Origin of the sequence: Muriicola jejuensis (assembly GCF_010671595.1) — a bacterium.
GTDB lineage: Bacteria > Bacteroidota > Bacteroidia > Flavobacteriales > Flavobacteriaceae > Muriicola > Muriicola jejuensis.
This window is the reverse complement of the sequence record NZ_JAABOP010000004.1, coordinates 97,317-117,392: the sequence shown is the minus strand read 5'-3', so window position 1 is coordinate 117,392 and position 20,076 is coordinate 97,317. Positions and strand designations below refer to the sequence as shown.

Genomic DNA, 20,076 nt, shown 5'->3' with positions numbered 1-20,076 from the left:
CCAGTCACTTTGATAAACCCGGCAATTTTGTCGGGTTTTTTATTGGTGCTTTCTGTATCTTTCACCGATTGCTATGTATGACGTGATTTGTATCGGGGGAGGACTGGCCGGCCTTACGGCTTCCATTCATTTGAGGAAGGAGGGACATAGTGTTCTCGTGCTCGAAAAAGAAAGTTACCCACATCACAAGGTTTGCGGAGAGTACCTCTCCAAAGAGGTTTTGCCTTACTTATCTTCTCTGGATATAGATCTCCCGTCTGAGGTCGAGATTGACACCCTCGAATTCAGCACGCCAAAGGATCACACCCTGAAAATTGAATTGCCCCTGGGAGCTATAGGGATCAGCAGGTTTACGCTGGATCACACACTCTATCTCCGGGCATTCTCTGCAGGAGTGGAATTCTCATTCTGTACTGTGACTTCGGTGGATTTTGACAAAGACCTATTTACGGTGGGAACCCATACAGGCGAATTGTATTCCGCACCTTATGTGCTTGGGGCATACGGAAAAAGGTCGGGCATAGATCGCTACCTGGCTCGCCCCTTCATGGATGCAAAGTCACCCTGGCTGGCAGTTAAAGCGCATTACCACTATCCCGGTTTCCCACCGAACCTGGTAGGGCTTCATAGTTTTGAGGGAGGTTATGCCGGACTCTCCATGACAGAGTCGAAGGCCGTCAATTTCTGTTATCTGGTGTCCTATGACCGCTTCCAGAAAATTCGCGACATCGATCAATTCAACAACAGCATTGTGGCAAAAAATCCACGACTTGCCCAATTCCTGCAGGAGTCTCAGATCCTATTCGATCGGCCCCTGACTATCGCACAGGTCTCCTTTGCATCTAAAAAACCTGTGGAAGGGCACATTATCATGTGCGGGGATACGGCAGGGCTCATTCATCCGCTTTGCGGGAATGGCATGGCAATGGCCATACACAGTGCGAAGATCGCTTCGGAATTGTTGAACAGACAATTGAGGGCAGAAAAGCCGGACCGGAAAAGGCTGGAAAAAGATTATAGTCGCCTGTGGAATAAGACCTTTGGTCAGCGTATCCGCGCCGGGCAGTACCTGCAGAGGCTTCTGCTCTCTTCCGCTGCCACCGGCATTCTGTTCAATATAGCATCCCGATCGCCGGGTACCCTGAAAAGGATCATCAGCAGAACCCATGGAAAACCGGTAGCCATATGATCAGGTATAAAAAGCGCAGTACGGAAGCAGAACTAATGGATGACCTCCATTTGAATCGGGATCAGATCAAAGCCATCCTGGAGGACATCAATACAGCCAATAATATGTTGGGCGGGAACAGGATCACCTTAAAAGCCCTTAAAAGGCTAATGGATAAAGATCCTTTAAAGGAATACGAGATCCTTGATGTGGGATGTGGAGACGGATCCTTGCTCAGGGAAGTGGCATTGTTCTGTAATAAGGCCGGTGTAAAGGCTAACCTGAAGGGGATAGACCTTAACGGGGAGTCTATAGCCCTGGCCAGGAAGAAGAATGCCGATCTGAAAAACACCACTTTTGTTCAGGAAGATGTGTTCAACCTCTCCCCGGAAAAGGACGGTTGTGATTTTCTTCTTTGCACTCTTACGCTTCACCATTTCAGGGAGGAAGAGATCACACAATTGATCAGAAAGTTTTCCGTCCTGGCGCGAACAGGCGCAGTGATCAACGACCTGGACCGAAACAGGATAGCCCATGTCTTGTTTAGGATGTTTTCCTATGTTTTTATGAGGACGGATATCGCCAGACAGGATGGTCTTACCTCAATCAAAAAAGGCTTTACGAAAAAAGAATTGCTCGCCCTATCCCGTGATCTTCCGGGAATGACGCATCACATACAGTGGAGGTGGGCCTTCAGATATGAGTGGTGCTTTAGCCACATTAATCCACCATTGCTATGAACAACATCCATATAACAACTGTAGCCAAGGAATTACCGCCCTATCATCGGGATACGAAGGAGATCCTTCCTTTTGTAGAATTGTGGCTGTCGGGACAGGAAGAAAGGTATAGAAGAAAAGTACTGAAGATCTTTGAAGCAGCAGGAGTAGACCGCCGGTATGGGATCATGAATATTGAAGAGGTCTTTACGGCCACTTCATTTTCAGATAAGAACGACATCTATGCCAGAGAGGTAAAAAAACTCGGGAAGGCCGTATTGCAAAAAGCCCTCGATAAACAAGGGTGGGAGGCGAAAAGCCTGGATTATATCATCACCGTGAGTTGCACGGGTATCATGATCCCTTCTTTAGACGCCTATTTGATCAACGATTTGGGGTTGAAACAGGATGTGGTCCGTTTGCCTGTAACGGAAATGGGGTGTGCTGCCGGGGTTTCCGGGATGATCTATGCCACTCAGTTTCTGAGATCCAACCCCGATAAAAGGGCAGCCGTGGTTGCGGTGGAGAGCCCGACCGCCACTTTTCAACTGGATGATTTCAATATGGCAAATATGGTAAGCGCAGCCATCTTTGGCGATGGGGCAGCCTGTATCCTCCTTTCTTCCGAAGAAGAGGCCTCAGGGCCTGTGATTCGAGGGGAAGAGATGTACCATTTCTATGAGGCCACCCATCTCATGGGGTTCGACGTGGTGAATACAGGGTTAAAAATGATCCTGGATCCCTCAGTGCCCACAGCTATTACCGAGCACTTTCCTGAAATCATTCATCCCTTTCTGCGGAAACACGATACCTCCATTACTGAGGTGGATCACCTCGTCTTTCATCCCGGGGGAAGGAAGATCGTGGAGACCGTGGAATCCCTTTTCGGATCCCTGGGCAAGAATATAGACGATACCCGTGAGACCCTGAGGCTTTATGGAAATATGAGCAGTGCCACAGTGCTCTATGTGTTGGACCGCTTTATGGATAAAAATATTGCAAAAGGAGAGCAGGGACTCATCCTGAGTTTTGGTCCTGGTTTTTCCGCCCAGAGGGTGTTGATCCAATGGTGACCCTTACAAAGGAAGATATGTGCTACCTTTACTGTGACCGTAAATCAATTAGGCGGATATGAGCCATTTTAAAGGAAGAAACTGGGCTATTATTCTGGGAGGAAGCCGGGGTTTAGGCCTTGCCACAGCCCGGAGACTCTCGGAAGAGGGATACGCTCTTTGTATCGTGCACCGCGACAGAAGGGCGGACCTCGAAGAGATCCAGAAGGGATTTCTGGAAGTCGAAAAAAAAGCCCCCGCCTTCTGTTCCTTCAATGCAGATGCGGTCAATCCCGAAAAAAGAAAGGAAATTCTGGCACAGCTCAAATCCAATTTTAAGGAGGGAGACAAGGTGAAGGTGCTAGTCCACAGTATTGCCAAAGGGAGCTTAAAACCCATGGTTAGTAATGATCAGGAGGCATTGAGTGCAGAAGATATTGAGATCACTTTCAAAGCCATGGCCCTCAGCCTCTATGAATGGGTACAAAACCTGGTCTCCGAAAAGATTATACATGAAGATATGCGGGTGATCTCCTTTACCAGTGAAGGGAATACCAGGGCCATGCCCGGATATGCTGCTGTCTCTGTGGCCAAGGTGGCCCTTGAGGCCCTTACCAGAAGCATAGCCCTTGAGTTTGCCCCCCTGGGCATCAGAGCCAACTGCATTCAGGCCGGGGTGACCGAAACCACCTCCTTTGGAATGATCCCCAACAGCGAGAAGATCAAAGAAATGGCCCGCAAAAGAAACCCGTCCGGGAGGATCACCACCCCCGAAGACGTGGCTAACGTAGTGTCCTTGCTTTGCAGGGAAGAGGCGCATTGGATCAATGGGAGTATTGTTAAAGCCGATGGGGGGGAGAGCCTGAGATGAGTTCATACGCTGAAATAGTGAAGGCGCTGCCCTATGCATATCCCTTCCTCTTCGTGGATAAAATCCTGAGCATGGACGAAGAGGGGTGTGAAGGCACCTATGTTTTTAAGAAGGATCTCCCGTTCTATCAGGGCCACTTTAAGGAGAACCCGGTAACACCGGGTGTTATCCTCACAGAATGCTGCGCGCAGATCGGACTGGTGTGTCTCGGACTCTTCCTTTGCAGAGATGGAGACCCCCATACCATGAAAAAAATGATGGTCGCCCTGACGAGTACGGAAATGGAATTCCTTAAACCCGTCTTTCCCGGTGAAAGGGTCAGGGTGCATTCCGAAAAGGTCTATTTTCGGTTTAATAAATTAAAGTGCAAGGTTGCCATGTTCAATGAGAAGGACGAATTGATTTGTAAGGGGCTGATCGCGGGGATGCTTAAAACAGGATCCGATGAGTAAGCGTGTGGTCATTACAGGCTTGGGCGTATGTGCTCCGAATGGAGTTGACCTGAGGTCCTTTACCCGTTCCCTGAGGGAAGGTAAGAGCGGCATCGCATTTCAATCAGAACTTAAGAAATTAAATTTTGGTTGTCAAATTGCTGGCAAACCAACGGTTGAAACAAATTATTTAAATAATTACTTCACGTCTTTAGAGCAAAGGGGACTCAATTCAAGCGGCTTGGTCTATGGGGTGATCTCCGGGATGGACGCCTGGAGGGATGCCGGATTGGAGGCGACCTCGGCGGAAGAAACCGACTGGGAAAGCGGGATCATTTTTGGTACCGGGATCCTGGGGGTAGACAAGTTCAGAGAGGCCATACACCTGGTGGACGAAGGGAATACAAGGCGACTGGGCAGTACTACCGTCATTCAGACCATGGCCAGCGGCATTAGCGCTTTTCTGGGGGGTAAACTGGGGCTCGGGAATCAGGTGACCACCAATTCCTCGGCTTGCACTACAGGGACCGAGGGTGTACTTATGGCTTATGAGCGAATCGCTTCCGGAAAGGCCAGAAGAATGCTGGCAGGGAGTTGCAGTGATAGCGGCCCATACGTCTGGGGAGGATTTGACGCCATGAGAATCCTTCCCCGAAATTTTAATGAGGATCCCGAACGAGGGAGTCGACCTATGAGCCAAAGCGCTGCGGGATTTGTTCCGGGGAGCGGGGCAGGAGCCCTTGTACTGGAAAGCCTGGAGAGCGCCCAGGAACGCAAGGCCCACATTTATGCGGAGGTCCTCGGAGGTGCGGTGAATTGCGGAGGTCAGCGCAGTGGAGGCACCATGACGGCACCCAATGATATCGCAGTGCAGCGCTGTATCAGGGAAGCCCTGGACCACAGTGGGATTGCAGCCGGGGAAATCGACAGTATCAATGGCCATTTGACGGCCACTGCTAAGGATCCTGTGGAGATCGATAACTGGTGTAAAGCCCTGGGTCTCCAGGGAGGAGATTTTCCATATATAAATTCTTTTAAGAGCACGGTAGGTCATTGCCTGGCAGCTGCAGGTTCCATTGAATGTGTGGGTACCGTCCTTCAATTTGCAGAAGGCATGGTATTCGGAAATGTCAATTGTGAGGACATACACCCCGATATCCTACAGCAGATACACCGCACAAAAATTCCACAGGAGACCCTGAAATACGCTCCTAAAGTGATCGCTAAGGCCAGTTTTGGTTTTGGGGATGTGAATGCTTGTATTATTTTTAAGGAATACAAACCCTGAACCATGACCAAAGAAGAGCGATACACAAAATTACAAGAGATCATCAAGCCGTACCTTCCCGAGGACAGCAGGTTGGAAGCCATAAAACCAGAAAGCCACCTTATCAATGAGCTGAACATAAACTCAGCCAATCTCGTGGACATCGTACTGGATGTGGAGGACGCCTTTGATATCACCCTGGAGAACGAGGACATGGACGAGATGCAAACCGTTGGTGACGCCATGAAAATCATTGAATCGAAACTGAAATAACCGATTCCTGCGCGTCCTAGTCCTTTCTTCGCCAAAATTCCTTTTTCGGCAGGTGTCGAATCCGTTAAAATTTCGTATCTTATAGGGTAGAGTCATCTAACTTGTCCTAAAAGTCATGAATGCCCCGGATACCACCTATAAAAAGGGCAGAGAAAACCCTTCAAGACTACATCTGCACTACCTTGAAAGGCAGCAACGGGATCTTATGGCACTATCCCGACAGTTGAATTCCTACCAATGTGTTCCGAAAACTGAGATCCTCCATGAACAAATGGAAAGGATAAGGACCGCTTTAAATCGGCTCGTGAAAGAAAATGCATCCCTGATAAATTCTTTCCGGGAATCCAGCGAAAGCGCGCAGCAACATTTTGATTCGTGCGAAACCCAGTTCCAAAAAATGCTTCGATTGGAAAGAGAGGTCCTGACGTATATCGGCAAGGCCCGTGTACACGGTTAGTCCAGGCTCTGTGGATCCGTATTGATTTTTTCGGGAATTAAGAGGGAAGTAATAATTCCGGATGCCAGGGAGACTACGATCACCAGCAGGGATATCCATTCCTCTACATGCACGAATTCCGAGCCAAGCATTTTCAAACCCACAAAACCCAGAATGACCACCAGGCTGTAATTGATGAAACGGAATTTGGACAGCATCCTGGAAACCAGAAAATACATGGACCTCAAACCCAGGATGGCCATGATGTTGGAGCTGAAAACGATAAAAGGATCGGCAGTAATAGCAAGAATGGCCGGAATACTGTCAAGGGCAAATAGGATATCCGTCAATTCGATAACGATCAGGGCCACGAAGAGGGGTGTAGCGGCCTTAATCCCCATTCTCTTTATAAAGAAATGCCGACCGTTCATATGGTTCGTCAGGGGATAGATCTTTCTGAGGTATTTGAAGACCAGAGAACGCTTAGGATCGAATTTAATGGAATCCGACTTGAGCATTTTAAAGGCAGTGTAAAGCAGGAATACTCCGAAGACATAAATGGCCCAATCAAACTGGTTGATCAGAGCAACCCCGAAGATGATCATCAATGCCCTGAAGATGATAGCCCCCAGGATCCCCCAGAAAAGGACCCGATGCTGATACATGGGCGGGATAGAAAAGGCCGAAAAGATGACCGCGATCACGAAGACGTTGTCGATGCTCAGTGAGAGTTCTATGAGATACCCGGTGATATAGTTCAGTACGGCTTTGTTAGGGGTCATCCCCGTAGGATTTGCCATCAGACCCTCGGAGAACAACCAGTAGATAACACCACTGAAGCTAAGGGCCACAGTTACCCAGAGGGCGGTCCAAAGGCTTGCTTCCTTACTGCGAATGACATGGTCCCTCTTGTTGAAAACGCCGAGGTCCATGGCTAAAAAGACTACAATTAGGGAGATAAATGCAACCCAGATCAGCATTCCAACTTCATTAGGAGTCAAAGATAAGAATCCTGTTAAGATTGTTTCAAAAGAAGGGGTCCAATTTCTCTATGTTCCAAATCTTTTGGAGAGATGGAAATATCCCAGTAGGAGATAGGCGATGGTCCCGCAAACCAGAAAACCCAAAAAAATGGGTTGGATGGAGTCCTTGACAAAACTGCCTATAAAAGCACTGATAGGCACCGCCATGACCGTAGCTATGCATCCGGTGATGGCCGACCCAATCCCGGCAATATGGCCCACAGGCTCCATGGCCAGGGCCCTGAGGTTTCCGAATACAAAACCGACCGCAAAGAACTGCATGCCAAAAAAACCTAGTGCCACCCACCAGACCGGATTAGTGCCCCCAAAGAAAAGCAGGAGATAGAGCAGGGGTACAAGGATGTAGAACCCTAGGGCAACCGTTACCAGGCGTAGCATCCCGAATCGGAGTACGAGAGTGCCATTGAGGAGGGTAGCCGTGCCAATAGTGATGGCTAGACAGGCGAAGATGTAGGGAAAGGACTCCTTCATGAGATACTGGTTTTCAAACACCTGTTGTGCCGTGCTCAGGTAAACCAGGAATGAACCTGTGATGAACCCCCAGATAAAGGTAAAGACCATGGTCTGACGGTAATTCAGCAATTCCTTATATCCTTTAATGAAGACATTAAATCGAAAGGAGTTTCGCTTCTCCGGGACCAGGGTCTCAGGCTGCCGCTTCCAGAACCAGATGGCCACCAGGATCCCAAAAATGACCTGGACATGGAAAATTGCTTCCCAACCCATTAAATCGAGGATCCATTTACCTAAGGTAGGGGCCACGATGGGGACAAGGATGAATACCACGACCACAAAAGACAGGATCCTGGCCATCTGGTCGCCACTGTAGCGGTCGCGTATCATGGCCACGCTGATCGTCCTTGGGGCGGATAAGGCAATTCCCTGGAGGATCCTCCCTGCGATCATGGTCTCAAAATTTTCTGAGAACACACAGAGAAAACTCGCAAAGACAAAGAGTCCGAATCCTACATACACCACGGGTTTCCTTCCCACACTGTCCGAAACGGGACCAAAGAGCAGAGGTCCCACACCAAGTCCGAGGAAAAACAGAGTAATGAGCAACTGGTTCTGGGCAAGACTTGTCGTTCCTATATCCTGCCCTATGATATCGAGAGCGGGCAATAAGGCATCCAGTGCCAGGGCAGCAATGGACATCAGGGCTGCCATGAGCCCCACGAATTCCAGTTGGGACTTCCTTTGGATTTTCATCCGCCAAAAGTAGGGCTTTCCGGCAGATTATCTCTCAGAATACCTGGAAGACATATCCCAGCAGCCAGTAGAGGATGAGGAAAACGAAGATCGTACCGATACAGCCACAGCGGCCACCGCCGATCTTCTTAGCCCCGTAACCGGCGAGAATGGCTCGAATGAGATTTTTCATAGATATGGATTATGGTTGCTGTTTGTTCGACTTAAAATGAAAACGGTAAACCATTTCCATCTTGAACTGGAAACTGTCACGTATATCCTGGTTGAGGATCTCCCTATTGTCTCCAAAGAAGATCCCGACCAGGGACAGGCCTATCTTATCATCGTTTTCATACACCTTAAAATTACGAAAGAAAGCATATCCCAGTTTCGCCCTCAGCAGAATATTCCGGGTAACGGCAAGTTGTGCGTAGGTGTACAAGTCATTGGAAACCCGGGTCACATAGTGATCCTGGAATCCAGGGTTCTGTATGCTGAAGGAGGAACCTAGTCCGTCAAAACGGAGGCCTGCGGAGGTGCGTTGGCCAAGCCCAAAATTTAGGTCGATCCGTGCCGGTGCAAAGACATCGGCTTCAAACCGGTTGTTCGGACTTTTGTAATACACCCCCAGAATGGGTACGAGCAGCAGGCCGAACTCCTCTTTGTTTACGTAAAACCCGTAGGAATATTTCAATCGCTCATGCTTTTTGAAGGACAGCAGGGCGACAGCCCCTATCTGGTTTCCCTTACGGAATCCACTGGTGAAATCGGAGGCCACCTTGGGGATAAGGAGAAAGGTGCCTGTCCATTTCTCGGAGAAAACCCGGTTGATCCCCAGCCTTAAATTAATGGAATAAAGCTCCGTCGCAGGTTGGGGGGAGGGAATGAGCTCTACATCGATCTTGTTGCTTCCCAGACCGAAAATTAGGGCTGTTTCCTCATCGAGGACTAAAGGGAGGTCTACATTCAGGCTCCATTCCTGAATGGAGGTATCCCTGTCTTCATCCAGCACATTGCTATTGAAGGAAGTGGTGTATGAAAACGAGGCCAGGTCTAGATATTCCTGTGCAGAAGCGTAGGGGCAAAATCCCAGCCCCAGGAAGAGGAGGGAGATGCACCTGCTTAAGCTGATCCGTTTCATCGGCGCCAAGATACTTCTTTTGAAGTAGTGGGGTGCAAATAAAAATAAACGTTTTCCAGACTTGTTGTAAATTAGGATACTCCCTAATTGGGATGAAACTAAAAGTGTACGGTCATGAAGATCAGGATAAAAGGGGATTCCATCCGCTTCCGACTCACAAAATCAGAGGTAGAAGCGCTCTGTAACTCAGGTGAATATCGGGAAGAGACCCATTTTAAGTCGAACTCCTTTACCTATGCGGTAAAAAAATCTCCCACCTCCGGAATGAGTGCAGGCTATGCAGATAATTCCATTACCCTGTACGTGTGTGATCGACTGCTGGAAGGGTGGGCGGAAAACGACACCGTTGGCTTCGAAGAGGTGGAGCGCATCGGTGACCGGTCTTCACTTCATCTTTTACTGGAAAAGGATTTTGTTTGCCTCGACCATCGCCTGGAGGACCAGTCCGATAATTATCCGAATCCCAAATTACAAAAAGAAGGTCTCACCTAAATCCGGTAAATGTCAAAGCAGGAAACACCCAACATGAGAAATGTGTCCCACCGGGGGCCCGATGAATTTTCAGAGCTGAAGATAGGCGAACCGGTGCGCATTGCAGCGGGTACGCAGGGTGTGTATCAGGCCTTAAAGCACAGCTTTAAAGAAATGGGCGTATTACGATCCATACCAGCTCTTTTTAAAATGAACCAAAAAAATGGTTTCGATTGTCCCAGCTGTGCCTGGCCCGATCCCGAACACCCTTCCCCCATAGCAGAATACTGCGAGAACGGGGCCAAGGCCCTGGCCGATGAGGCCACTACTTCCCATATTGGGGCCGATTTCTTCAGGAAATATTCCGTGGAGGAATTGTCCCGGTTTACGGATTACCAGATCAACGCCTTTGGAAGGTTGACAGAACCGTTGATACTCCGCGAGAACAGTATCCATTACGAGCCTGTTACCTGGGAAGAGTCTTACGATCTGATCGCGGAATATCTGATGAGTCTCCGACATCCGGATGAAGCCATTTTTTATACCTCAGGGAGGTCTAGTAATGAGGCCGCTTTCCTGTACGGGATGTTCGCAAGGGCTCTGGGAACCAATAATTTGCCGGACTGTTCCAATATGTGTCACGAGTCGAGCGGTGTAGCCCTTTCCGAGACACTGGGTATTGGGAAAGGTTCTGTAAAACTGGAGGACCTGTATGAGGCCGAGGTGATCCTTATCGCCGGACAGAACCCAGGTACCAATCACCCCCGCATGTTAAGTGCCCTGGAAAAATGCAAGGCCCACGGAGGAAAGATCGTCAGCATCAACCCCCTGCTTGAAAGCGGACTCGTCAATTTCAGGAATCCCCAGTCGGTCAAGGGTATGCTGGGTGGAGGCACGCAACTCGCCGATGTGCACCTGCCGGTAATGATCAATCAGGACATACCGCTGGTAAAGGCGATTATGAAAAAACTGGCCGCCCTGGATAAAGAGACCGGTGATGTCTTTGACCACGACTTTATCCGCGATTACACAGACGGGTACGCAGAGTTGATGGAAGATCTGGACCGGTATGATCTGGCTGAACTCATCGGGCAGACCGGAGTAGGAGAAGAGGCCATAGACGAGGTGGTAAGCTATCTGGCCGGGGCAGAAAAGATCATCGTATGCTGGGCCATGGGGCTTACACAACACAAGAATTCAGTAGCCACTATAAAAGAATACGTGAACCTCCTGCTGTTAAAAGGGGCTATTGGAAAACCGAACAGCGGTACCTGTCCGGTTCGCGGACACAGCAACGTGCAGGGTGACCGGAGTGTGGGGATCATGCATTATGTGAATAAAGGGTTGAATGAGCGGATAGAGAAACACCTTGGCTTTACCCCTCCGGCCCATTCCGGAGTGGATGTCGTCGGCGCTATGCAAGCCATGCATGACGGAAAGGCTAAGGTCTTTATGTGCCTGGGCGGGAACTTCCTTATGGCAGCGTCGGATACGGATTATACGGCCGAAGCGATCAGGAACTGTGAACTCACGGTGCAGGTCAGCACCAAACTCAACCGCACCCATCTGGTGACCGGGAAAACCGCCCTCATACTGCCTACACTTGGCAGATCGGAAAAGGATGTCAGGGACGGGGTAGAACGGGAGGTGACCACGGAGAACAGCATGGGAAGGGTGAGGGCCTCCAAAGGGGTCCTGAAACCGGCTTCCGCTTCTTTGAAAAGCGAGATCGAGATCGTGGCGGGAATCGCCAATGCCTATTTTAGAGAAGGACATCCAGTCAATTGGAAAGCCATGGGAGAGGATTACGGCCTGGTACGGGAAAAGATAGACCTGGTGGCCAAGGGGTTCGAAAAAACCTCGGAGAGGGCCAAGGGTACAGGATACTACCTCCCCAACAACGCCCGGGAAAGGGATTTCAGCAAATTACCCAATGGCAGGGCAAAGATCACGGTTAACCCCCTGCCGGACCATCACCTGGCAATGGATGAATTCATGTTGATGACCGTCCGTTCCCACGACCAGTTCAACACCACGGTCTATGGGATGGACGACCGTTACCGCGGGATCTACAACGAGCGCAGGGTCCTGTTCATGAATCCGGGGGACATGCAGGAGATCGGTTTGAAAAAAGAGGACGTGGTGGATCTGACCAGTGAATATGACGGGATACTCAGGAAGGCCTACAAGTTTAAAGTCGTGCCCTATGACATTCCTTCTCGCAACCTGGCCGCGTATTTTCCTGAGACCAACCCACTCGTCCCTCATAACCACTTTGCCGAGAAGAGCCGCACGCCCATCAGCAAGTCGATCCGGGTTCGGATAGAGAAAAGGACGGACATTTAGATGCGCTGAACTGTAACAATTTGCAGGATCCTGTATCTTATTGATTAAGACAACCTAAAGAATTGATCAGATGAAGATCCCTGCCGTTTCTTTTAAGAACCTCATTTTCGTATTTGCTTTATTACTCCCTGCCTTCGGTTCATTTGCCCAAATGGGCATAACGACAGAGCAGTACAGGGAAGACCTTTTGTTCCTTCAAAAGACCGTGCACGAAGCGTATCCATTCCTGTTTAAAAAGACCACTGCTGCCGATTTTGACAAGGAAGTAACCGCCCTCTATGAAGCCATACCTGATTTGGAAGATCACGAAGTGTTGGTGGGTCTGACCAGGCTGGTGGCTTCCTTCGAATACGGACATACGGTACTGGGATACTGGGAGAATGTGATCCCCATCCATCAGCTACCAATTGTCCTGTATCATTTTGATGACGGCGTCTACCTGCAGGGGGTCCATAAGGACTATGCCGGGGCACTTGGCACCCGCCTACTCGCCATAGAGGATATGCCCATAGAGGAAGTTTTGAAACGAATGCGGCCCGTGGTCCCGGCTGAAAATGACCAGTTTGTAAAGGCCTACGGCATACATTACCTGACCTTTCCTGAATTCCTGCACGCCCAGGGAGTCCTTAAAGAAATGAACACCACCGTAAAGGTCACCATTGAAAAAGATGGAAAACAAATTAAACAGGAGATCAGGGCAGTCCCCATGAAGCGCTTTCCACGGCAATACGGCATGGTCGTTCCGGATGGTGACTGGCTCGAATCACGCGATCAGAGTGCCACCCCTCTCTATCTTAAGAACCTCGACAAAATCTATTATTACGAATACCTGCCTGAACAAAAAGCTGTCTATGTACGCCAAAGCCAGATACAGGATGATTCCCTCCAGTCCATACCCGAGTTTTACAAGGAGGTGTTCGACTTTATCGATCGGAATGAAGTGGATAAGATGATCCTGGATGTAAGGCTTAACGGAGGAGGGAACAATTACAAGAACAAACCTGTGGTCACCGGGGTGATCGCCAACAAAAAGATCAACCAGCCCGGCAAATTCTTTGTGATCCTTGGTAGGCGGACCTTCTCGGCCTGCCAGAACCTGGTCAATGAACTGCACAACTACACCAATGCTATCTTCGTGGGGGAGCCAACCGCTGAAAATATCAACTTCTATGGGGATAACCAACCGGTGATACTTCCCAATACCCAGCTGAAGGCATATCTGTCTTTTGCCTGGTGGCAGGACAAACCCCAGTGGGAGAACAAACCGGCCCTGTATCCCCAGATCGCCACCGGACTCACCTTTGAGCAGTACCGTACTAACCAGGACCCGGCCCTGGAAGCCGTGCTTTCCTTCAAAGGGGATACTTTTATTACAGATCCTATGGGATACTTTACTGAATTATTTACCAGCGGACAGGCCGAGAAGATCTTGCCTGAAGCTCAGAGAATGCTCAAAGATCCTGTGTATGCCTTTTTTGATTTTGAAAGGGAGTTTAACCAGGCAGGCTATAACCTGTTGGGGCAGGAATCTTTCCAGGAAGCTATTTATGTCTTCCAGCTTAATACTACACTTTTCCCGGAATCTGCCAATGCCTGGGACAGCCTGGCGGAAGCCAACTGGAAGTCCGGGAACCTCGAAAAAGCCCGGGAGTTTTATTCCAAGGCAATTTCCCTGGATCCGGCTGGCCCGGTAGGGGAGAACGCACGTGCCATGCTCGAAGAAATGGTTAAACCCACGAAAAAGGATTGATTACGATATGAACTGACCTCTCAGGGGATGCTTATCAGCACTTGGGGAAACTGTGGATTTATTGTATTTTCACAGGTGCGAAAATTCCACGAGCCCATGAACTATTTCAAAGCCCTGATGTTTCTGATACTCACCTTGTCTATAGGATGCAAATCAGATAATAAAGAAAAGGACAGCGATCTGGCCTCCATGGATGTTCCTTTGGTGGTTACGGCCGATATAGAGGAAGGCATTAAGGCCAACATCGCCCAAAAAGTAGAAGAGGGGGGAGGGTACTTTCATTTGCAGACCGAGGAAGAGGAATTACGCCTCCAACTGGTTAGGGTACATACGGAATATTTGTCCAACTTAGGCCCCAGGCGGCATTTTGCCTGTGTGGATCTGGCCGATGTAAGTGGGGATGTCTATGACGTGGATTTCTTTCTGGAAGGCGATCCGGGCAATATGCAGGTCACCGAGACCACCCTCCACAAGCTCAATGGCAAACCCTTTTATACCTGGAAGCAACGCAAGGATAAGACCTGGTATCGCCTCCCATTGGAAACCGCATCCAACGATCTGCTCGGGATCATAGAAGGGGAGGACCGATTTCAATTCAGGTATGAGGTGACCTTACCTGAAATAACAGAGAATGCAAAGATCTGGATCCCGATCCCACAATCAGATACATGGCAAACCATTGGTAATGTTAAGATTAACGCTCCTGTAGTGTATCAGTACGCGAAGGAATCAACATACGGGAACAAGGTGGCTTTTATGGCCCTGACACCGGCGGAAAGCGGGGAGAAGATCGTACTGGAATACAACGTGGTGCGAAAGGAGAAGAACCCCTATGAGGATGATTCTTTTGTGGCCGACTATCTGAACCCCAGTCTGCTGATGCCGGTAGGGGATCGTTTTCAGGTGCTGGCCGATTCCATTATCGGGGTGCGCGGAGCAGAGGGTGAGATCATGAAGGCCCGGGCTTTATACGATTATATTATTGACAATATGAAATACATCAAGGCGGGGACCTATGGGACGGGGGATGCAAATTACGCCTGTGATGCCTTAACGGGCAACTGTACGGAGTTCCACTCTTTGTTTATTTCCCTGGCCCGTTCGGCCGGCATCCCTGCCAGGTTTGCGGTTGGAGCCGGTATTCCGTCAGATAGAAATGAAGGAGGGATAGATGGGTACCATTGCTGGGCAGAATTCTATGCAGAAGGCAAATGGTGGCCCGTGGATATCAGCGAAGCCAATAAGTATACCGCCCTGGCTACCTATTACTTTGGCCGTCACCCGGCCAACAGGGTTGAGTTTACAAAGGGACGCGACCTGGTGCTGGATCCTGGCCCTTCGGGCGGTTCCATCAATTTTATGGCTTATCCGGTCATGGAAATAGGAAATACACCCGCCTTTCCGAAAACGTTTTTCTCCTTCCAGAGAAGCGCAGATCCAGACAACTAAAAGAAACGATTAGTTCCCTACGCTATCCTTTTTTGTAGGATGTTCTTCCCCGGTTGGATGCTCGTCACCGGAGGGGTGTTCTTCACCAGCTGGGTGTTCATCTGCTTCTTCTGTAGGATGTTCTTCTCCTTCAGGGTGTTCTGCCTCAGCCTGTTCGGTCTCTTCCTTTTTCTTGGTATCCCTGCAGGAAGTCAGTGTTCCGGCAGTCAGGAAGGCAAACAGGGTAAGCACTAAGGTTAGCGATCTTAGGATGTTGAGTGTTCGTATCATGGCAACTGATTTTTGTGTTTTCTAAAAAGTCCCTTAAAGATACCACATTTTTCTTCAGGATGTAGTTTCATGCATTAGGGAAGGAGCAAGGGGAGGGGTAATGCGCAAAAATGGAGGTAATTTTCGGGATAATAGGCGGTTACACAACCAAAACATAAGGCCCAAGGTTAAACTACTTGTATGGTCATTTTACGCAATGATTTCAATCCAAATTTGTGTTGTTTACTTTCACTCAGCAATTGCTAAATTTGGTGTTGAAGAATGGAGAAATGGCACGGCAGTTTATTACTGGGCAACACATAATATTTTTGGGGTCAATACTTCTTTTATATCTGCCGTAAGGGATTTGTTGGCTATGAAGTTAGTTGTAATGCTTCTAACTTGGGGTGCTTTATTTTTAGAAATATTATTTTTTGGTTGGATTTTTATTCGGTCAAATAAATGGAATTGGTTGCTTTTTTTATTAATGGGCTTCTCTTTTCACTTTTTGATTATTTTTTTTCACGGTCTTTTTAGTTTTTTCTTTTCAATGCTAGGAGCGATAATTTTATATTATATACCGAAACATAAAAATTTTAATCTTAAATTCTCTTGTCATGAGTGATTATCATGCTTTGTTGGCCACTAATATATTCTTGGCTCTTTTAATTATAGCATTGCCATTGCTTTTGACGTATTATCCCCCAAAGAACATAAACTTCTTTTATGGGTATAGGACTAAATCATCCCTTAAGAGTAAAAAAAATTGGGATATTGCAAATCGTATTTATCCTAAAGAATTGCTAAAATATAGTATCTATACGATATTATTACAAGGAATTTCTTTTATAATTTGGGATGAGAAAATTGCAATTATTGTTGGTTGTGTTTTATGGATTTTTGCAATTTTTATTCCAATTTACACAACAGAAAAATCTCTTAAAAAGGAAGAGGCTTAAAAAGTATAGACTAAGTTAATTCATTTCTTTTGTTATTAGAAGGTGTGAAGAAATGCTGGCTGGCTAGGGCGTGAATTTGTGGCAGACACAAAGAGCGATTGGCCTCGGCTTTGTGTTAGGGCGTGAAACGTCCAAATGGCAAAGCTATTTAGACAAAACAACGGGCACGTTAAAGCATATTTTACTCATCGCGATTTATTAGTTTAAAGGTATTAGTGAATACTGCACATTTCTTCTTGAATGTTTTTATTTTATATAGTAAAACTAGTATGACTTTTAAGTAAAACAAGTGTTCCGGTAAAACGGCTTTGACATAATCGCGAACGATATGATCCGCTCTCGCGGAGTTCATATCTGCAATTATATCAAATACGTTGTATACGCCGTATTTACATAATACTAATTGTTCTATAATTTATATTATGTCAAATAATATAAATAAGACCATCCGAACTCCCACCCTCTGATCATTTGATGGATTTCACATGGGCAAAGATAGATACCCCATTAATGATAGCCTCCACGGGGCTATCTGTCATCTTTATGCCTTTGACGTGATTGAACTTCGTATCGGGTGACATGGCGATGATATCATAAAAACTCTGGTCTTCGGCGATAGCTCTGAGATGGACCACGTTCCCGGTCTTGCTTACCCCTTTTACAGGCAGGATCTTTCCATCTGTAGTAATGGCTTTGATATCGATCAGATTTCCCTCCGAATCTATAGCCTTTAGTGGATAATACCGCTCGTTGTTCTTAATGATCAATTTCACCGGTAAGCGCTCCCCATGGATAAAGGCCTTTACGTCCAGAATATTGACGTCATCCGAATTCTGTATAGCCCTGATGTCGTGCCTGTTGCCATCCTTGTCGATCGCCTTTACATCCAGGAGGGTCTCAAAGATCTTATAGGCCTTGATCTCCCAGAAGATCTCCTTGACCGGTTCTTCTTTGTCCTCTGCTGCCGGTTTCAACATTACAGGGTCCTGCGCGCTTCCCGTGAAAGCAGACACAAATAGAACAAGCGCTGATACAGCGAATGTTCTTGTAGCATATGTAAGTCTCATATATAAAGCAAATAGGAATATTATGCTTTAAAATTAACCTGAGACCGTTGGGTAAACTATGACAAAGATCAGTATCCTACCTGCTTGGTGCCTATCAGGGATAAGTTATTGTTCTCAGCAGTTTTCCCTGAAGATCGTAGAATTTCCACAGCCCTACTTTCCGTCTCCAGTGGGCATACATTCCCTCGGCCTTGAGTTTTCCATTCTCATGGTATTGCCGGATGGGTCCTTCTACACGGTTGTCCCTGTAGGTTCCTATTTCCTTCAGGTTGCCGTTCTCGTAATAATTCACCCAGGTACCATTCCCGATCCCGTTCTTATATTCCTGTATAGACAGGTACTTTCCGTTGGGGTACTTTCCGTACAAAACCCCAGTAAAAGGTACTGTGTCCTTTTGTTTGTAATACACCCCACCCACAGTATAGGGTTTTTGATAGGTTGCACTCATGGAGACCATTTCCCTGTTCAGGGTGTCGATCTGGGCAGTAACTTCAGCAAGGCCACAGATCACTGCCGCGCTTAAAAAGACTATTTTTTTCATTGAGAGAAAAGATTTTCAAGGTTTAATGAGGAGGTACTTACAAAATAAATCTTTCCTGTCCCTTCCCTGGCCACCTCCTCAGGAGAGAGCTGGCCGAAAAAGAAAAATTTTCCGTCTGAGGTCATGCCAAAAGGCGTTTCGTTTCCGGCACTGTTCACCAGGGGCCCCAGATTTTTTGAAGGGAGCCAGTTCCCCTCTGTGTCCTTTTTAGATACAAATATGTCATCTCCTCCCAACCCGTCTTCCCTCCCGTATACCTGAAAGAAAAGATACATTCCAGCCGGGGAGAGTTTGGGGGCGTATTCCCAGCTGTCTTCCCCGTTTATAGTGGCGGGAAGTTTCTCCGGCTCGGAGAAAGATCCGTTTTTAAGGGTAGTATGGTAGAGGTCGAGCCCCTCCTCCCCTCGCCTCATAGTACAGAGATAGAAGGTCTCCCCGTCTGCGGTATTAAAGTGGTTTTCATTTTGCAGAGGCCAGGTTTCTCCCTCGGCTTGCACCTTGTTGATGGTGCTGTCCAGGGGTACCGGTGTGGTCCAGGACCCGTTTACAAGCGTGGTCTTCCAGACATTGGTGTCAAAGTTTCCCAGATTTGGTCGGCCAGGTATGGGGCGTTCACTGCCGAAATACAGGGTCTTCCCATCTGGGGTCAGGTTGGGATATTCATCCCGGTCTGTGGAGAAAGATACAATCTCGGGCATGCTCCATCCATCGTCCGCATACGTAGAGGAGTAGATCCGCTGTTTCTCCTCCCCTACACGCCTTGTAAAATAGACGGTTTTGTTATCCTGGGTAAAGATCAGGTCGAATTCTGCATGTTCCGTAGAGATCAGTCCCGGCATGAATTCAAGCGGTGTGGTTACGGCAACCTTGCTGATATGATCGCTAGAGGATTTGTCAGATTTCCCGTTATCACAGGATAGCAACCCCACCAGGGCGAGGCTGCTAAGAAGATGTGTTCTCATAGGGTGCGTATTGTAAGATCTGCAGCCAGTTCTCTTTCAGGATCCTGCAGGCTTCGTGAATGTTTTTTTGTTCCAGGCAATGGATGATCTGGTCGTGGTGATCCGAGGAATGCTCGTAAAAACCATGGGCATCCATAAACCCCTTTTCGTAAAAGAAGATCCGTATCTTAAGGTCTTCCAGGATGCGTTGGGCGGTAGTGTTCTTATAGGCAGACGCAAGCAGCTCATGAAAATGCATATCGGCATTGATCCTGTCCATGGCAGTCCTGGTATCCTTAAAAACGACTTGTTGCTTTTTAAGCTGCTCCAGCAAACCGGGGCTGAACTGACCGTTCTCAAGGGCCAGGCATTCCAGATGTGCCACAAGTTCATATACCTCCCTCACATCAGAAGGATGGATCTCAGGAATGATGAACCCCCTGTTGGGGATGGCTTCAATGATGCCCGATTGTTGAAGCTGGGTAAGCGCTTCGCGTATCGGCGTAACACTTACATCCAGTTCCCTGGATAATCGAGCCAGGGAAATGGCATCCCCGGCAGAAAGTTCCCCCGATTTCATCCGGTCCAGGAGGATATTCCTTACCTGGTCCCTGAAATTGATCTTTTCTATCATACCGCTAATATACTATATCGTATACGATATATGATAATAATATATGTTAAAGTTTGGTATTATACTTTTTATGGGAGTCT

Annotated in this window: 22 protein-coding genes; 13 read left to right on the top strand and 9 right to left on the bottom strand. The window is 47.9% G+C overall.

Annotation, left to right across the window (positions count from 1 at the left end):
- The first annotated feature begins 73 nt into the window (after window positions 1-73).
- Genes GWK09_RS12455 through GWK09_RS12425 form a run of 7 tightly spaced genes read left to right on the top strand, consistent with a single transcriptional unit; the run spans window position 74 to window position 5,781 of the window.
- Window positions 74-1,189: an NAD(P)/FAD-dependent oxidoreductase gene (locus GWK09_RS12455; protein ID WP_204260447.1), complete on the top strand. Its 1,116-nt coding sequence runs from the start codon at window positions 74-76 to the stop codon at window positions 1,187-1,189.
- The gene (locus GWK09_RS12450; protein ID WP_163693791.1) at window positions 1,186-1,908 is read left to right on the top strand and encodes a methyltransferase domain-containing protein; all 723 of its coding nucleotides are present in this window, start codon (window positions 1,186-1,188) and stop codon (window positions 1,906-1,908) included. The genes GWK09_RS12455 and GWK09_RS12450 overlap by 4 nt, the downstream gene beginning before the upstream one ends.
- Entirely contained in the window at window positions 1,905-2,960 is a 1,056-nt protein-coding gene (locus tag GWK09_RS12445) for a type III polyketide synthase (protein ID WP_163693790.1), read from the top strand. The genes GWK09_RS12450 and GWK09_RS12445 overlap by 4 nt, the downstream gene beginning before the upstream one ends.
- Window positions 2,961-3,018: 58 nt before the next feature.
- Window positions 3,019-3,810: an SDR family oxidoreductase gene (locus GWK09_RS12440; RefSeq protein WP_163693789.1), complete on the top strand. Its 792-nt coding sequence runs from the start codon at window positions 3,019-3,021 to the stop codon at window positions 3,808-3,810.
- Window positions 3,807-4,262, top strand: coding sequence for a 3-hydroxyacyl-ACP dehydratase FabZ family protein (locus tag GWK09_RS12435; protein WP_163693788.1), 456 nt, complete (start codon window positions 3,807-3,809; stop codon window positions 4,260-4,262). The genes GWK09_RS12440 and GWK09_RS12435 overlap by 4 nt, the downstream gene beginning before the upstream one ends.
- Window positions 4,255-5,529: a beta-ketoacyl-[acyl-carrier-protein] synthase family protein gene (locus GWK09_RS12430; protein WP_163693787.1), complete on the top strand. Its 1,275-nt coding sequence runs from the start codon at window positions 4,255-4,257 to the stop codon at window positions 5,527-5,529. The genes GWK09_RS12435 and GWK09_RS12430 overlap by 8 nt, the downstream gene beginning before the upstream one ends.
- Window positions 5,530-5,532: 3 nt before the next feature.
- Entirely contained in the window at window positions 5,533-5,781 is a 249-nt protein-coding gene (locus GWK09_RS12425; RefSeq protein ID WP_163693786.1) for an acyl carrier protein, read from the top strand.
- A 453-nt stretch (window positions 5,782-6,234) separates the two neighbouring features.
- Here the strand turns inward: GWK09_RS12425 and GWK09_RS12420 are convergent, their stop codons facing one another.
- From GWK09_RS12420 to GWK09_RS12410, 4 genes are all read right to left on the bottom strand, one after another.
- Window positions 6,235-7,197 (bottom strand): TerC family protein, encoded by a 963-nt coding sequence (locus tag GWK09_RS12420; RefSeq protein ID WP_163693785.1) that lies wholly within the window; start codon window positions 7,195-7,197, stop codon window positions 6,235-6,237.
- A 69-nt stretch (window positions 7,198-7,266) separates the two neighbouring features.
- A complete protein-coding gene (locus GWK09_RS12415; protein WP_163693784.1) occupies window positions 7,267-8,469 on the bottom strand; it encodes a multidrug effflux MFS transporter in 1,203 nt (400 codons plus the stop codon).
- Window positions 8,470-8,503: 34 nt separating this feature from the next.
- Window positions 8,504-8,641, bottom strand: coding sequence for a hypothetical protein (locus GWK09_RS14975; RefSeq protein ID WP_204260446.1), 138 nt, complete (start codon window positions 8,639-8,641; stop codon window positions 8,504-8,506).
- Between the two features lie 9 nt (window positions 8,642-8,650).
- The gene (locus tag GWK09_RS12410; protein WP_163693783.1) at window positions 8,651-9,589 is read right to left on the bottom strand and encodes a DUF6268 family outer membrane beta-barrel protein; all 939 of its coding nucleotides are present in this window, start codon (window positions 9,587-9,589) and stop codon (window positions 8,651-8,653) included.
- Window positions 9,590-9,703: 114 nt separating this feature from the next.
- On the opposite strand from GWK09_RS12410, the gene GWK09_RS12405 reads away from it, so the two are divergent.
- From GWK09_RS12405 to GWK09_RS12390, 4 genes are all read left to right on the top strand, one after another.
- Entirely contained in the window at window positions 9,704-10,081 is a 378-nt protein-coding gene (locus GWK09_RS12405; protein WP_163693782.1) for a DUF7009 family protein, read from the top strand.
- Between the two features lie 9 nt (window positions 10,082-10,090).
- On the top strand, window positions 10,091-12,406 hold the full coding sequence (locus GWK09_RS12400; protein WP_163693781.1) for an FdhF/YdeP family oxidoreductase: 2,316 nt from the start codon (window positions 10,091-10,093) through the stop codon (window positions 12,404-12,406).
- A 70-nt stretch (window positions 12,407-12,476) separates the two neighbouring features.
- Window positions 12,477-14,156, top strand: a complete 1,680-nt coding sequence (locus GWK09_RS12395; protein WP_163693780.1) for a tetratricopeptide repeat protein — start codon at window positions 12,477-12,479, stop codon at window positions 14,154-14,156.
- A 96-nt stretch (window positions 14,157-14,252) separates the two neighbouring features.
- Window positions 14,253-15,605, top strand: coding sequence for a transglutaminase-like domain-containing protein (locus GWK09_RS12390; protein WP_163693779.1), 1,353 nt, complete (start codon window positions 14,253-14,255; stop codon window positions 15,603-15,605).
- A 9-nt stretch (window positions 15,606-15,614) separates the two neighbouring features.
- Here the strand turns inward: GWK09_RS12390 and GWK09_RS12385 are convergent, their stop codons facing one another.
- A complete protein-coding gene (locus GWK09_RS12385; protein ID WP_163693778.1) occupies window positions 15,615-15,875 on the bottom strand; it encodes a hypothetical protein in 261 nt (86 codons plus the stop codon).
- A gap of 196 nt (window positions 15,876-16,071) precedes the next feature.
- On the opposite strand from GWK09_RS12385, the gene GWK09_RS12380 reads away from it, so the two are divergent.
- Window positions 16,072-16,479, top strand: a complete 408-nt coding sequence (locus tag GWK09_RS12380) for a hypothetical protein (RefSeq protein ID WP_163693777.1) — start codon at window positions 16,072-16,074, stop codon at window positions 16,477-16,479.
- Window positions 16,472-16,813, top strand: coding sequence for an SdpI family protein (locus GWK09_RS12375; RefSeq protein ID WP_163693776.1), 342 nt, complete (start codon window positions 16,472-16,474; stop codon window positions 16,811-16,813). The genes GWK09_RS12380 and GWK09_RS12375 overlap by 8 nt, the downstream gene beginning before the upstream one ends.
- 467 nt (window positions 16,814-17,280) lie before the next feature.
- Here GWK09_RS12375 and GWK09_RS12370 read toward each other — a convergent pair whose 3' ends face one another.
- From GWK09_RS12370 to GWK09_RS12355, 4 genes are all read right to left on the bottom strand, one after another.
- Window positions 17,281-17,790, bottom strand: a complete 510-nt coding sequence (locus GWK09_RS12370; protein WP_163693775.1) for a DUF7486 family protein — start codon at window positions 17,788-17,790, stop codon at window positions 17,281-17,283.
- Between the two features lie 184 nt (window positions 17,791-17,974).
- Entirely contained in the window at window positions 17,975-18,421 is a 447-nt protein-coding gene (locus tag GWK09_RS12365; protein WP_163693774.1) for a toxin-antitoxin system YwqK family antitoxin, read from the bottom strand.
- A complete protein-coding gene (locus GWK09_RS12360; RefSeq protein ID WP_163693773.1) occupies window positions 18,418-19,383 on the bottom strand; it encodes a TolB-like translocation protein in 966 nt (321 codons plus the stop codon). Before GWK09_RS12360 ends, GWK09_RS12365 begins: the two co-directional genes overlap by 4 nt.
- Window positions 19,364-19,996: a GntR family transcriptional regulator gene (locus GWK09_RS12355; protein WP_163693772.1), complete on the bottom strand. Its 633-nt coding sequence runs from the start codon at window positions 19,994-19,996 to the stop codon at window positions 19,364-19,366. Before GWK09_RS12355 ends, GWK09_RS12360 begins: the two co-directional genes overlap by 20 nt.
- Window positions 19,997-20,076: the final 80 nt, after the last annotated feature.

Coding starts and splice junctions, on each gene's coding strand:
- GWK09_RS12455 (WP_204260447.1), top strand. CDS start 74: ATGTATGACGTGATTTGTATCGGGGGAGGACTGGCCGGCCTTACGGCT.
- GWK09_RS12450 (WP_163693791.1), top strand. CDS start 1,186: ATGATCAGGTATAAAAAGCGCAGTACGGAAGCAGAACTAATGGATGAC.
- GWK09_RS12445 (WP_163693790.1), top strand. CDS start 1,905: ATGAACAACATCCATATAACAACTGTAGCCAAGGAATTACCGCCCTAT.
- GWK09_RS12440 (WP_163693789.1), top strand. CDS start 3,019: ATGAGCCATTTTAAAGGAAGAAACTGGGCTATTATTCTGGGAGGAAGC.
- GWK09_RS12435 (WP_163693788.1), top strand. CDS start 3,807: ATGAGTTCATACGCTGAAATAGTGAAGGCGCTGCCCTATGCATATCCC.
- GWK09_RS12430 (WP_163693787.1), top strand. CDS start 4,255: ATGAGTAAGCGTGTGGTCATTACAGGCTTGGGCGTATGTGCTCCGAAT.
- GWK09_RS12425 (WP_163693786.1), top strand. CDS start 5,533: ATGACCAAAGAAGAGCGATACACAAAATTACAAGAGATCATCAAGCCG.
- GWK09_RS12420 (WP_163693785.1), bottom strand. CDS start 7,197: ATGCTGATCTGGGTTGCATTTATCTCCCTAATTGTAGTCTTTTTAGCC.
- GWK09_RS12415 (WP_163693784.1), bottom strand. CDS start 8,469: ATGAAAATCCAAAGGAAGTCCCAACTGGAATTCGTGGGGCTCATGGCA.
- GWK09_RS14975 (WP_204260446.1), bottom strand. CDS start 8,641: ATGAAAAATCTCATTCGAGCCATTCTCGCCGGTTACGGGGCTAAGAAG.
- GWK09_RS12410 (WP_163693783.1), bottom strand. CDS start 9,589: ATGAAACGGATCAGCTTAAGCAGGTGCATCTCCCTCCTCTTCCTGGGG.
- GWK09_RS12405 (WP_163693782.1), top strand. CDS start 9,704: ATGAAGATCAGGATAAAAGGGGATTCCATCCGCTTCCGACTCACAAAA.
- GWK09_RS12400 (WP_163693781.1), top strand. CDS start 10,091: ATGTCAAAGCAGGAAACACCCAACATGAGAAATGTGTCCCACCGGGGG.
- GWK09_RS12395 (WP_163693780.1), top strand. CDS start 12,477: ATGAAGATCCCTGCCGTTTCTTTTAAGAACCTCATTTTCGTATTTGCT.
- GWK09_RS12390 (WP_163693779.1), top strand. CDS start 14,253: ATGAACTATTTCAAAGCCCTGATGTTTCTGATACTCACCTTGTCTATA.
- GWK09_RS12385 (WP_163693778.1), bottom strand. CDS start 15,875: ATGATACGAACACTCAACATCCTAAGATCGCTAACCTTAGTGCTTACC.
- GWK09_RS12380 (WP_163693777.1), top strand. CDS start 16,072: ATGATTTCAATCCAAATTTGTGTTGTTTACTTTCACTCAGCAATTGCT.
- GWK09_RS12375 (WP_163693776.1), top strand. CDS start 16,472: ATGAGTGATTATCATGCTTTGTTGGCCACTAATATATTCTTGGCTCTT.
- GWK09_RS12370 (WP_163693775.1), bottom strand. CDS start 17,790: ATGTTGAAACCGGCAGCAGAGGACAAAGAAGAACCGGTCAAGGAGATC.
- GWK09_RS12365 (WP_163693774.1), bottom strand. CDS start 18,421: ATGAAAAAAATAGTCTTTTTAAGCGCGGCAGTGATCTGTGGCCTTGCT.
- GWK09_RS12360 (WP_163693773.1), bottom strand. CDS start 19,383: ATGAGAACACATCTTCTTAGCAGCCTCGCCCTGGTGGGGTTGCTATCC.
- GWK09_RS12355 (WP_163693772.1), bottom strand. CDS start 19,996: ATGATAGAAAAGATCAATTTCAGGGACCAGGTAAGGAATATCCTCCTG.